Annotated in this window: 12 protein-coding genes; 3 read left to right on the forward strand and 9 right to left on the reverse strand. The window is 61.7% G+C overall.

Annotation, left to right across the window (positions count from 1 at the left end; genetic code table 11):
- The 5 genes from VGI36_21970 to VGI36_21990 all read right to left on the reverse strand — a co-directional run.
- On the reverse strand, positions 1-710 hold a 710-nt coding region (locus VGI36_21970), incomplete at its 3' end, for an ABC-2 family transporter protein (GenBank protein HEY2487814.1).
- Between the two features lie 4 nt (positions 711-714).
- Positions 715-1,551 carry a hypothetical protein gene (locus tag VGI36_21975; GenBank protein HEY2487815.1) on the reverse strand — a complete coding sequence of 279 codons (837 nt, stop codon included), beginning with the start codon at positions 1,549-1,551 and terminating at the stop codon, positions 715-717.
- A complete protein-coding gene (locus tag VGI36_21980) occupies positions 1,551-2,543 on the reverse strand; it encodes an ATP-binding cassette domain-containing protein (protein HEY2487816.1) in 993 nt (330 codons plus the stop codon). Before VGI36_21980 ends, VGI36_21975 begins: the two co-directional genes overlap by 1 nt.
- A 197-nt stretch (positions 2,544-2,740) precedes the next feature.
- Positions 2,741-4,234, reverse strand: a complete 1,494-nt coding sequence (locus tag VGI36_21985; GenBank protein ID HEY2487817.1) for a CoA-acylating methylmalonate-semialdehyde dehydrogenase — start codon at positions 4,232-4,234, stop codon at positions 2,741-2,743.
- 204 nt (positions 4,235-4,438) lie between these two features.
- Positions 4,439-5,899, reverse strand: a complete 1,461-nt coding sequence (locus VGI36_21990) for an amino acid permease (protein ID HEY2487818.1) — start codon at positions 5,897-5,899, stop codon at positions 4,439-4,441.
- Positions 5,900-6,024: 125 nt separating this feature from the next.
- Here VGI36_21990 and VGI36_21995 point away from each other — a divergent pair, with 125 nt between their 5' ends.
- From VGI36_21995 to VGI36_22005, 3 genes are all read left to right on the forward strand, one after another.
- On the forward strand, positions 6,025-6,507 hold the full coding sequence (locus tag VGI36_21995; protein ID HEY2487819.1) for a hypothetical protein: 483 nt from the start codon (positions 6,025-6,027) through the stop codon (positions 6,505-6,507).
- Between the two features lie 535 nt (positions 6,508-7,042).
- Positions 7,043-7,276 (forward strand): hypothetical protein, encoded by a 234-nt coding sequence (locus tag VGI36_22000; protein ID HEY2487820.1) that lies wholly within the window; start codon positions 7,043-7,045, stop codon positions 7,274-7,276.
- 39 nt (positions 7,277-7,315) lie between these two features.
- Positions 7,316-7,792 carry a RidA family protein gene (locus VGI36_22005; GenBank protein ID HEY2487821.1) on the forward strand — a complete coding sequence of 159 codons (477 nt, stop codon included), beginning with the start codon at positions 7,316-7,318 and terminating at the stop codon, positions 7,790-7,792.
- 63 nt (positions 7,793-7,855) lie between these two features.
- On the opposite strand, the gene VGI36_22010 is transcribed toward VGI36_22005, so the two are convergent.
- The 4 genes from VGI36_22010 to nuoK form a co-directional block, all read right to left on the reverse strand.
- Positions 7,856-9,352 carry an NADH-quinone oxidoreductase subunit N gene (locus VGI36_22010; GenBank protein ID HEY2487822.1) on the reverse strand — a complete coding sequence of 499 codons (1,497 nt, stop codon included), beginning with the start codon at positions 9,350-9,352 and terminating at the stop codon, positions 7,856-7,858.
- Positions 9,349-10,923 carry an NADH-quinone oxidoreductase subunit M gene (locus tag VGI36_22015; GenBank protein HEY2487823.1) on the reverse strand — a complete coding sequence of 525 codons (1,575 nt, stop codon included), beginning with the start codon at positions 10,921-10,923 and terminating at the stop codon, positions 9,349-9,351. The genes VGI36_22010 and VGI36_22015 overlap by 4 nt, the downstream gene beginning before the upstream one ends.
- Positions 10,923-12,845: an NADH-quinone oxidoreductase subunit L gene (nuoL, locus tag VGI36_22020; GenBank protein HEY2487824.1), complete on the reverse strand. Its 1,923-nt coding sequence runs from the start codon at positions 12,843-12,845 to the stop codon at positions 10,923-10,925. Before nuoL ends, VGI36_22015 begins: the two co-directional genes overlap by 1 nt.
- Positions 12,846-12,851: 6 nt before the next feature.
- On the reverse strand, positions 12,852-13,044 hold a 193-nt coding region (nuoK, locus tag VGI36_22025), incomplete at its 5' end, for an NADH-quinone oxidoreductase subunit NuoK (GenBank protein HEY2487825.1).

The raw sequence follows: 13,044 nt of genomic DNA on the forward strand, positions 1-13,044 counted from the left end.
CCCAGCCATGCGGGCGCACCTAGCGAATCGGGGCGGCCGAGTATTCGCACTACCGGGAAATAACTCACGCAGGCGAGCGGGACCACGAAAATCAACAATTTGCGAAACCAGCCCACGTAGACATCGAGCGGATACTGCGACGCCTCCACTCCGCCATAGGTGAGGGTGTTGGCAACCTCCAAGCTCTCGATGGTCCAGAACGAAAGCGTCGCCTGCAGGATCATGATTCCGGCGAAGAGCGCAACCCCGCCCGCGATGGTCGCGAGCAGGAGCGTGATGGTCGCGATGCTGAGATCGAGGTGTACAAAGTGCGCAGCGACCACCAGCACCACGGCGCCCTGCACAAATCTGTCGAAGCGAGTCAGGCGGCATTCATGCCCGAGCAATTGCAGCGGCGTGCTCCGCGGCCGCAGCAGCAGTCGATCAAAGTTGCCGGTCTTCACGAATTGGGGGCCAAAGATGTCGAAGCCCCGCACCGTCACTTCCGTAATTGAGAACGACATATTGATCACCGCGTAGAACACCGCGACTTCGGGAAAGGTCCATCCCTTGATTTGCCCGAAGTGTCGGAACAAGGCCCAGATGCCGACGAATTCGGCCGAGGTCGCCAGCGCCTGCGAAATCAACAGCATCAGGAACGACCCCGGGAACTGCATCTGCGCGCGCACCGAGGCGGCCAGGAAGCGCCAGTAGAGGCGGATACCGTTCACCGCTTCATCCCCCCTGCACCTCAAGCCTGCTCATCACGCGTTCCATCAGGCGGCGTCCGATCGCGATGAGCGCGGTGATCCAGACGACCATCTGCAGGAGTCCTGCCAGCGCCATCCGGCCGGCGAGATTGCCGGAGTAGATCCGAAACGGGATGTCCGCGAGTCCCGCGCACGGCTGAAGAAAGAGAAAGGTGCGCATCCAGCCGGGAAAGAACGGCAGCGGAACCAGAATCCCGGAAAGCAGCGTTACGATTTGCGTCGCCAGCAGGCTCGGTCCGCGGTCACTGATCAGCACCACCACCAGGAGGTTGATTAACATCAGGATCGCGCCGGAAAGCAGGACCGCCATCAACATGCCCACCACGAACAGCGCGGCCGCCCGCGGACTCGGCGGCAGCGCGAGACCCCATTGTCCGAGGCCGAGCAGCGGGACCACCAGCGCCACGAACGCCAACAGCATGGCGGCCCGCGGCACCATTCGCGCGCTTATCCACGCCAACGCCCGCGCGTACCAGAAGAAATACGTATCCAGCGGTCGCAGACGCTCGTAGGAGACATTGCCGCTGCGTACCATCTCGGTGATTTCCGGATCTCCCCACCACGGCATCAACATCAGGAACGCCTGCCCGAGCCATACGTACGCCACCGTTTGCGGGAAGCTGAGTGGTTGCCGCGCCGCTGCGCCATGAAAAAACGCCGCGAACACCATCACCTTGATGATTCCCCACCAGCACTGCGTGACGAACCCCGCGACCGCCGCCGCGCGATACTGCAGCATCAGCATGAAGCGTGCGGCGAACACCGAGCGGTACGATCGCAGCGACCCGGCTACGGCTGCCATCAGGCCTCGCTGGCGCCGTGAAGGTGGTAAAAGCGCGCGATCACTTCTTCGATTTGCGGCTGCTCGACGTGGACGTCGGCCAGTTCGTACATGGAGCTGATACTCTCGATTAGCTGCGGCACCGAGATGACGGCGGGATCGAATGACAGCTCGATCGAATTGCCGTCGCGATTGCGCACCACCGCCCCCGGAATATCCAGTGCCGGGGCCGCGCCCACAAAATCCGCGAACAGTCGTCGCTCGGTGAGCACCTCGGCTCGCAGCAGCGCGAAAGGCTTATCGGCCAAGATGACGCCGTTGCCGATCACGATTACGCGCTCGGCCAGGGCCTCAATGTCGTGCATGTCGTGGGTGGTGAGAATGACTGTCACGCCCTGCTTGCGATTCAGCGTTTTCACGAATTCGCGTACTGCCAGCTTTGATGGTGCATCCAGACCGATCGTCGGCTCATCAAGGAACAGGAGCGCAGGACGATGCAGCATCGCGGCGGCGATCTCGCAGCGCATGCGCTGGCCCAAGGACAACTGCCGAACCGGTTGGTCGAGCAGCCGCTCCAGGCGCATCAGGGAAATCATCTCATCGCGGGTGCTGCGGTACTCGCTCTCGGGAACGCGGTAGATGTCGCGCAGCAGGTCGAACCCGTCGATCACCGGCAAGTCCCACCACAGCTGGGTGCGCTGGCCAAACACCACGCCAATGCGCGCGACGTGCCGGATCCGATCGCGCCACTGGGTGAGCCCGTCTATTTCGCAGCGGCCGGACAGCGGCTCCAGGATGCCGGAGAGGATCTTGATCGTGGTTGATTTGCCCGCACCGTTGGGGCCGATAAAGCCCAGCAGTTCGCCGCGCTCCAGCGAAAAGCTGATGTGCTTGAGCGCGTGGACCAGGCGATAGCGGCGCGCGAACAGACCTTGCACCGCGCCCCAGACTCCCGGCCGGCGGTCAGATACGCGGTAGGTCTTCGACAGATTTTCTACGAGAATCTGCGGCATCCGGCGCGCACCCCGAGCGATGTGGAAACTACGGACACTAACCACGCGTGGGTGCGCAGTCAACGAGCAGCCAACTCCACAGCCAGTTAGTTTGCCCAGCGAATTTCGCGGCGCTCTGGTTGTCGCTTCGCCGGCGGGCCCGGCCCGGCGGGTCGTTGCGGACCTCTGAAGATTGGCTGATTCGCCGCGTGGGTTCCCTACTTTATGGTTGGCATCTCGAATTCTGCACCGATGGCAACTCCGGCCGGCCAGCGCGCGGTTATGGTTTTGAGCTTGGTGTAGAAACGCACACCTTCCATCCCGTGCACCGCATGGTCGCCGAACATCGAGTGTTTCCAGCCGCCGAAGCTGTGAAACGCCATCGGCACCGGGATCGGCACATTGATTCCGACCATTCCCGCCTGCACCCGACTGGCAAATTCGCGCGCCACCTGGCCGTCGCGCGTGAATATCGAAGCCCCGTTGCCAAACTGGTGATCGCTGACCAGGCGGGTAGCGCTGGCGAGATTCGCAGTGCGCACGACGGACAACACCGGACCGAAAATTTCTTCCTGGTAGATTTTCATATCAGGGGTCACCCGATCGAACAGGCACCCCCCGATAAAAAATCCGCCCTCGCATCCTTCTCCGCGAAAATCGCGCCCGTCGACGATCAGTTGGGCACCTTCCCTCACTCCCGCGTCGACGTAGCCGCGTACGCGCTCCAGGTGTGCACGCGTCACCAGCGGGCCCATCTCAACCTGCGGCTGATTTCCGGGACCGATGCGAAGATTCTGCACCCGCGGCCGAAGCTCGTCGATTAAGCCGTCGCCGGCCGAACCCACCACCACCGCGACCGACACCGCCATGCAGCGCTCGCCGGCCGAGCCGTAGGCGGCACCAGTCAGCGCATCCGCCGCCTGGCTTAGATCGGCATCGGGCATGACGATCAGATGGTTCTTGGCGCCGCCGAGCGCCTGCACCCGCTTACCGTGGGCGGCAGCGGTCGAATAGATGTACCGAGCAGTAGGGGTCGACCCAACGAAGCTGACCGCGGCAACCCCGCGATGCGCAAGCAGCGCGTCTACCGCCTGCTTGTCACCCTGCACGACGTTGAAGACACCGTCGGGCAGACCCGCTTCTTTGAACAGCTCCGCGATGCGAACCCCGGCGGAAGGATCGCGCTCCGATGGTTTGAGTACGAAGGTATTGCCGCACGCGATGGCGATCGGAAACATCCACATCGGCACCATCGCGGGGAAGTTGAAAGGGGTGATCCCGGCGCACACGCCCAAAGGCTGGCGCAGCGACCACGAATCGATTCCGGTCCCCACCGAATCGCTGAACTCGCCCTTGAGGAGCTGCGGAATTCCGCACGCGAATTCCACCACCTCGAGTCCCCGCGCAACCTCGCCGCGCGCATCGCCGAGAACTTTGCCATGCTCCGACGTGATTAGGGCAGCGAGCGACTCGGCGTCCCGTTCCAGCAGGTCTTTGAGCTTGAACAAGACCCGGGCACGGTGCAAAGGCGAAGTGCTCGTCCAGGCGGGGAAAGCCTTCGCCGCGGCGGCCACGGCAAGATCGACTTCCTCGGTTCCCGCGAAACGTACGTGGCCGGTGCATTTTCCGGTCGCGGGATTGAAAACTTCCCCAAAGCGATCGTTGCGGCCAGAGATTTTCGAACCACCAATGAAATGAGGAACCTGATCCATGATGCGTCCCCGCAATTGTCCTGACCCAAACTAACCCCGATCCAGCTACCTGAAAAGAATGACATTGTGTGAAGAGCTTTTTGAGCGAGGTCCGGAAGCCGGCACCCGCCATGTCGGCGCACTCGGTCGGCACTGGGCTTGATATAAGACGCTCGCCCGAAGCCGGTACCATTTTCGAAAAAGGAAGACCGCGGAGCGGCGCCTCTAACCTCGGCCTCGCGCCGAGGCAACCGAAGTCCGCCGGCGAGTCACCAGGTAAATGGGCACTCCGCTCAACACGATGATCACCCCGGGCCACGAGAACCGCGGTTTCATCACCAGCAGGTCGATCATCATTGCCGCTGCGGCAATCATGTATGCCGCGGGTACAAAAGGATATCCCCACGCTCGATAAGGGCGCGGAACATCGGGGCGGGTTTTCCGCAGCCGGAACACCGCGCCCACCGTGAGCACGTAGAAGAAGAGGGCCGCAAAAATTACGTAATCCAGCAGCTCGGAATAAGTGCCGCTCAGCGCCAGTAGTGCGGCCCACGCTCCCTGAGCGATCAGCGCAAACGCGGGGACGTTCGCGGCATTCAGACGCCGTGCGGCGGCAAAGAATACGCCGTCCTCCGCCATCGCATAAATGACCCGTGCCCCGGTCAGGATCAGGCCGTTGGCGCATCCGAACGCGGAGATCATGACGAGGATCGCGGTGAGCGATGCGCCTGCGGCGCCCCATACTACTTCCATGGCGGCCGAAGCCACGCGGTCGCTAGCGGCGTGCGCGATTCCGCGCGCGAAGACGTCGGGACCATGAGCGACTCCCGCCGCCGGAAGCTGGAACAGGTATCCGAGGTTGGTCAGCACGTACAGGAGGATGACCACGCCGCTGCCGAGGGCGAGCGCGCGCGGCAAATTGCGGCGCGGATTGCGGATTTCCGACGCGGCGAAAGTCACCGACGCCCACGCATCGGCCGAGAACAGCGCTCCCACCATCGCAGCTCCGAACACCGGCAGAAAGTGGGTCTGCGGCACGTCCTGGAAAAAAAATCCGTGTGCGCTCCCGAAGTTGGCGCGCAGCGCGGCCGGATTCGGAAACAGCAAGCATCCGACCAGCACAATCATCACCAGCGCAAGAATCTTTGCGGTGGTGAACGAGTTCTGCACCAGGCGCCCCAGATTCAACCCGCGCAAATTCGCCAAGGTGAGGACCACGATCACCATGATCGCGCCCACGCGTTCGCCGGAAAATCCGACAGTGCCGACGCCTAACCAGACCCGCGTACCGAGTACCGGCCACAGGACATCAAGAAAGCGTGCAAACGCTACCGCAACTGCTGCGATCGTTCCGGTCTGGGTGATCAACAGCAGTGTCCAGCCGAACAGAAAAGCCCACAGGCCGCCGTATGCTTCGCGCAAGTAGACGTACTGACCGCCCGCCTGGGGCATCATGGCGGCCAACTCTCCATATGCCAGTGCACCAGCGATCGTCATCAGTCCCGCGACGATCCAGGTCGCCAGCAGCGCTGCGGGGGAGCCAACCTGCCGCACGATATCCGCCGCCACAATGAAGATGCCGGAGCCAATCATCGAGCCGGCGACAAGGGTTATTGAATCGAATAGCCCAAGGCCCGGCCTGAGCACCGCTTCCGTCGGCCCAACTCTAGCCGCCGCTTGCTCCATAGGTGCATCATCGTAGCAGCGGCGTTTGACTTGCGCGCCGGTCCGGGACGCGATTGGCGGATTGATTTATTCCGGGTAGAGACCTAGCAAGATGGACTGTCGCACGAACAAAAGGAGAGCAACCGATGCCCCAGAAAAGGAAGACGGTTCCTAAAGGTAACCCGGCGCGCAAACGCACCAAGCCGGCTGCGAGCGGGTCGCAGCTCGAGCAGCTCAGAGCGATGGTGTCGCAACTCCGCGCACGCATTGAAAAGGAAGCGCACGCCCGCAAGCTCGACAGCCGCCTCATCAACGAAGCCAAGCGGGCGCGTGACGAGATCGTGCGACAGGTTACTTCTCTGCGTGACCAGGGAAAAAAGCTCGCCGAGCAGGTCCAGAGCACGCTTACTGACGCCAAGAAGAGAGAAAAGGCTCGTCAGGATGCGCTGGCGATCGTGACTGAGCTTCGCGAGGAACTGGCGCGCAGGACCGAGGACCTGCGTCTCAAGACCGTGGAACTAAGAAACCTCGCGCAAGAATCGGCGCATCGGGCTCGCGAGATAATTCAAGGCGCCCCGCCCGCGCCGCCGCCAGGTTCGGGCGAAGCGGGTAGCGAGGAAGAACGATAACTTCCAGGCGGATCAGGCAAACCCGACGCGTTCCCCCCGTCGAACCCGCCCTGGAAAATTGAAGGAAAAGAGGGTGGTTAACCGCGCGCCGCCCTTCATGGGGCGGCGCGCGGGATTATCCTTGAGCCGAAGTTGCTTATGGAGCTGCCGGACTGGCTGCCGGGCTGCCCATGTCCCCCCCAGGGCTGGGTGCAGCCGCTGGGCTCGCTTCAGCGGAAGCGGACGCTTCCGGAGCGGCTGGAGCGGTCTCCTCAGATTTGCTGCAGGCGGCCCCCAGGAACAACGCAACTAGTGCCAGAAGCAGGACTTTGCGCATCGTTTCCTCCTTGAAATCCTAGATAACCTAGACAATAGCGCAAAAACCGAAAACGCCGCCAACAATACGATAGGCGCAGCACAACTTCAAGCGCGAGTACGCACAGGTAACAGAGGGGCAAAGATCGCTGCTGCGCCGCTCAATTTCATACCACTATTTTGAAATGAGTTTCCGCGCGCTATTATCAATTCGAACGTCTGTCGTGGGGAGGATGGGAAGTTGGAGCGTAGCAGGCGCTTTTCAGTCGCGCTCGATCGAGTGCGCGCCGACCAGAATGGTTCAGTGGTCGAACCCGAACTGGATATGAATCGGCAACACCGCCGGGAGTCAGCGTTGTTGCTGCGATTCTGGCGGCTCATTCAATGGTTGACGCCGGAGTCTGGAATGGTGGGACCGCCGATGAGATCTATCGCGCGGGAACTCGAGGAGCGGTTTCCGTCACGCGATATCTGAGACGTTCCCAAAGCGGGCGTTCTCGGGAGGGGAGATTTGATGGCGCAACTTGTGCGCATTTCCAGCGGCGCACCGTGGGAACCGGTCGCTGCTTATTCGCGAGCCGTCAAAGCCGGCGAGTTCGTCGCGGTATCGGGTACCACTGCCATCGATGAGCGGGGCCTGGTGGTCGGCGGTGGCCAGATGTACGTACAAGCACGTCAGGCGCTGCTCAACATCCGCGCGGCGCTCCACAGATTGGGGCTCTCGATGCAGGATGTGGTTCGCACCCGGATGTTTGTTACCGACATCTCGCGCTTCACCGAGGTGGCCCGCGCGCATCATGAGTTCTTCGCCGAGGCGCCGCCTGCCTCGACGATGGTGGAAGTAAGCGGACTGGTCCACCCGGCGATGCTCATCGAGATCGAAGCGGATGCCTATCGCGGTTTCGCGCCCGCACCCAAGGCGCCAGACAGATCGAAGCCCAAGATCACTGGAAAGAAAAAATCCCCCTCCAAATCGAAGCGCCGCAGATAACCGAGTAGTCGCAGTGCGCGATTCACCCTGCGACTTGTCGGTTATCCGGAAGATGAAGACTTCTTACTGATTGAGCGACGCCGCGCGCATCGCCGCTTCACCCAACGCTGAATTGAACGCGTTCTGCGCCGCGGTCATGTAGGGCGCCGGGTATACGCCGACCAGAACCGTTGCGATCGCGGATAAACCGATAGCCGCAACCAGCGCGGGCCTGCGCGTCATTCGCACGGGTTCCACACCGCCCTCCTCCATGTACATCGCGACGATCACCGAGATGTAGTAAAAAGCCGCGATCACGCTGTTAACCACCGCGATTACCACCAAATAGGTGTAACCCTGCCGCAGCGCCGCGCTGAAGATGTAAAACTTGCCCATGAAGCCGGCCAGCGGTGGTACCCCGGTGAACGACAGCAGGAACACGGCCATCGCTGCGGCCAGCGCGGGCGAGCGGGTTGACAGCCCCCGATAGTCAGCAATCAGATCTCCCGCGAGCTGTCGTCGTTCGAGCGCGACCACAATTCCGAATGCTCCCAGGGTCGTGAAAGCGTATGCCAGCAGATAATAGAGCACCGCGGCACCACCCTCCGCGCTGGCCGCGATCATCCCGACCAGCACGTACCCGGCATGCGCGATAGCCGAGTACGCCAGCATCCGCTTGATGTTCGTCTGCACCACCGCGATGACGTTGCCGGTGGTCATGGTCAAGACGGCGAGGACCCACAGCGCGCTAGACCATTGACCGCTGATCGGCAGAAAGCCCACCAGGAAAATTCGCACGAACCCCGCAAACGCTCCCAATTTCACGCCCACTGCCATGAACGCGGTGATTGGAGTCGGCGCACCCTCGTAAACGTCCGGCGCCCACATGTGGAACGGCACCGCCGCCACTTTGAAGCCGAACCCGACCAGTAACATAGCCAACCCCAGCCGCAGCAGCGAGTTGGAGGTCATCGACCCGGAAAGCGCGGTGCGAATGACGTCAAGCTTGATCGACCCGGTCGCGCCATAGATGAGCGCGATTCCATAGAGCAGAAAGCCAGTCGAGAAGGCACCCAGCAGAAAATATTTGATCGCGGCCTCGTTGGAGCGCGGATCGCGGCGGCGCATTCCCGCGAGCACGTAGACCGCAATCGACATCGTTTCCAGCCCCAGGAAGATGACGACCAGGTCGCCCGCGGCTGCCATGAGCATCATGCCCACCGTCGAAAACAGCAGGAGCGAGTAGTACTCGGCGCCGGCGAGATGATTGTCACTGGCGTAGTCGAGGGACATCAGAATCGTGAAGGCCGCCGTTATCAGGATGGCCAATTGGAAAAATGCAGAAAACCCGTCGACCGCCAGCGCACCCCCAAAAGCAAACCCGGTCTGCCCGACCTGCCCCAGCGCCAGAACGAAGGCGACGCCGAGCGTCGCCAGGGCAAGCCATCCCAGGCCTTCGCTCTCGTCATCGGCCATACGCACTCCCGCCAGCAGGACGACCATTGCACCAATGGTGACCGCGATGAGCGGCAGTATCGGGAGCCAGGCGAAATTGATCGCGGCGAGGCTAAAAGGATTCATTGCACCGAAGCGGTTTCCAGCGCCGGGTTGTGCGGACGGTTGAGCGGCGCGACTGCGACTCGCCGGTGCGCGCGTTGCTCGAGGCGGACCTGCTCGATTCGCACGCCCGCGAGCATGCGCTCGACCGATGGCTGCATTCGCGAAATCAGCGGGGCCGGGTAAAGTCCCATGAACAGCATCAGGGCCATGAGCGGCACCATCACCGCGATCTCGCGTCCGGTCAGGTCCCGAATCGTCGCATTTACCGCGTGGGTAATCGGTCCGAACATCACGCGTTCATAGGTCCAGAGCAGGTAGAGCGCGCCCAGTATAATTCCGCTGACCGCGAAGGCGGCGGCCGGCCACGAGCGCAGGAAGGTGCCGACCATGATCAGAAACTCCCCAATGAACCCGTTGAGCCCCGGGAGTCCCACCGAGGACAACATCGTGAACATGAAGATGCTCGCGTAGATCGGAATGCTCTTCCACAGTCCGCCGAATTCAGCAATCTCGCGGGTGTGGCGCCGCAGGTACAGCATCCCGACCAGCAGGAACAGTGCGCCGGTCGAAATGCCGTGATTAAGCATTTGATAAATCGCGCCGACGAGCCCTTGCGGATTCAGCGCAAAGATTCCCAGCATCACGAACCCGAGATGGCTGACCGACGAATAGGCAACCAGTCGCTTCAGGTCCGGCTGATTCATCGCAAGCAGCGCGCCGTAAACGATTCCGACCACCGCAAGCGCGAGGAAGAGCGGGACCGCCTGGACCGCGACCGCGGGAAAAAGCGGAATCGCAAAGCGCACGAAGCCATAGGTGCCCATCTTCAGCATGATACCTGCCAGGATAACCGAGCCCGCCGTGGGCGCCTCGCTATGGGCGTCGGGCAGCCAGGTATGCACCGGCCACATTGGCACCTTGATCGCGAAGGCAAGGGCAAACCCGGCGAACAGCCAGCGTGCCTCGGTCTCGGACAGCGGAACCTGATAGAGCAGCGGCAGGTCGAAACTAAGCCGGCCCAATGCCTGCCTCGCCGCGAGTACCAGGTAAATGATCGCGACCAGCATCAAGAACGAGCCGACCATGGTGAACAAGACGAACTTGACAGCCGCGTAGATCTTGCGCCCGTGCCCCCAGATGCCGATCAGGAAGTACATCGGGATCAGCATCACTTCCCAGAACACGTAAAACAGGAACAGGTCGACCGCAAGCAGCGCCCCGAGCAGCCCGGTCTCGAGTACGAGCAGGAAAAAACAGAATGCCCGAGGACGCTCCTCGATGTCGCCGCCGGCTGAATACAGCAAGGACAACGAAATCAGGATCGTGGTCAACACGGCGAGCAGCAGGCTGATCCCGTCTATCCCGAGGTGATAGGAGATGCCAAACTGCGGGATCCACGAATACTGCTCTACGAATTGATAGCCCGGTTCCCTGCTGTCGAACGCGGCGAACAGATAAAAGCTGATCGCAAGCGGCACCAGCGAGAACACAAACGCCGAGTTCCACGTGGCGCGTTCGTCGTTAAGCATGAGGACAAAAATCGCGCCCAGCAGCGGAAAGAAGACCAAGGCGGTGAGGATTCCACTCTGCATTAGCGAATCACCAGGTACAGGTAGTAGGCGACTATGCCGATGACCCCCAGCAGGTACACGAACGCATAGTGCTGCACGTTGCCGTCCTCGACTCGCCGCGCCGCCTCTCCGCCACTCTCCACCGCCAGCCCCGTTCGATTCGCGGTGCCGTCGATGACCAACTGGTCGATCCCTCGATCGAGAATCTGATCGGAGATGAAAAACAGCGGACGCGTGACCAGCAGATCGTAAAGCTCGTCGATGCGATATTTCTCAAGCAGCAGGTGGTACAAACCGCTAAGGCGCGCTGCGACCAACTGCGGCACGCCCGGGAGCCGCAGGTAGCAAACATAGGCGAGCAAAATGCCGATGCCGCCCAATCCGGTCGCCACCGCGGAGAGCATGGCCGGCGAGGCCGGAACCGCGGGCTTGAAATCGCCCACCACCGGGGAGAGGAACTTCGCAAATGCATCGCCCCACAGCAGCCCATCGGGCAGCCCCACCCAACCACCAATGGTCGCAAAAACCGCGAGCACCACCAGTGGGATAGTCATGATCCGGGGCGACTCGTGCAGGTGAGGCAGCTTGCCCGGCTCGACTCGCGACTCGCCGAAGAAGGTCATGAAGAGGAGCCGGAACATGTAGAAACAGGTGATGCCGGCCGTGATCGCTCCCAGCAGCCAGAGCCAGAAATGACCTGAGGCGTAGGCACCCTCCAGGATCAGGTCCTTGGAAAAATAGCCGGAGAAACCCGGCACCGCGCAAATCGCGAGCGTGGCGATCGTCATAGTCCAGAAGGTGATCGGCACTCGCGTCCGCAGCGCGCCCATCTTGTTCATGTCCTGCTCGCCCTCGAGCGCATGGATGACCGAGCCGGCGCAGAGAAACAGCAGTCCCTTGAAGAACGCGTGCGTCATGAGGTGAAAAATGCCCGCCGCAAATGCTCCCGAACCCACGCCCAGGAACATGTAGCCGAGCTGGCTTATGGTGGAATAGGCGAGCACTCGCTTGATGTCAGGTTGGACAATCGCGATGGTGGCCGCAAAGAACGCGGTCAGGCCACCAATCGTCGCGACTACCGCCATCGCGTCAGGCGCGAGCACATAGAGAAAATTGAGCCGAGCGATCATGTACACGCCCGCGGTAACCATGGTGGCTGCGTGAATCAGGGCGCTGACCGGGGTTGGCCCGACCATCGCGTCCGGCAGCCAAACGTAAAGCGGAATCTGCGCCGACTTGCCCGTCGCCCCCATGAACAGCAGGAGCCCGGCCGCGGTAGCCGCGCCGGTGCCAATCAGCCCCGCGTGCGCCTGCATGTCGACGAAGTTCAGCGACCAGATGCCATGATGCGCGAATACGGAGAGGAGCGTGAAAATGCCGAGCAGGAAGCCGGCGTCGCCAGTTCTGGTGACGATGAACGCCTTGCGGCCGTTGTAAGCGAATTGCGGATTCGTGTACCAGAAGCCGATCAGTAGGTAGGAGCACAGACCCACGCCTTCCCATCCGATGAACATCATCGCCAGGTTGTCCGCCAGGACCAGGATCAGCATCGAGAGCGCGAACAGGTTCAGATAGGTAAAGTAGCGGGCATAGTCGTCGTCGTGCGCCATGTAGCCGACCGAGTAGAGATGAATGAACGCGCCCACCCCGCTCACGATCATCACCATCACGGCGGAAAGCGCATCGACTCTGAGACCGAGGTCGACGTGAAAACTCCCGGCCTCGAGCCATCTCCACAGCGGGCAGAAAAGCGCACTCCCTGCCGGCAGCGTCATCAGGGTGACGAACGCCCAGGTCGCCACCGCAAAGCACAGGAACATCACTCCCGGCCCGACCAGGTTGACCGCACCGCGCCCGAGCCGCGGCCCCAGGAACAGGTTGAACAGCACGCCCAAGGCGGGAAAAACCAGAATCAGCGCAAGCGCGGCAAACTCAAGGTTCATGAGCGATCACCATCTCAGCAGGGTCAAATCGTCGGCATGAACTGTTTCGCGATTGCGGAAACTCGAAATGATAATGGCCAGGCCCACGGCAGCTTCCGCCGCGGCGACCGTCAGGACGAAAAACACGATTGCCTGCCCGTCCATGGTCCCGAGCCGACTTCCGAGCGAGATGAACGCGAGGTTGACCGCGTTAAGCATC

This window comes from Candidatus Binataceae bacterium, assembly GCA_036495685.1.
In the GTDB taxonomy this organism is placed as follows: domain Bacteria; phylum Desulfobacterota; class Binatia; order Binatales; family Binataceae; genus JAFAHS01.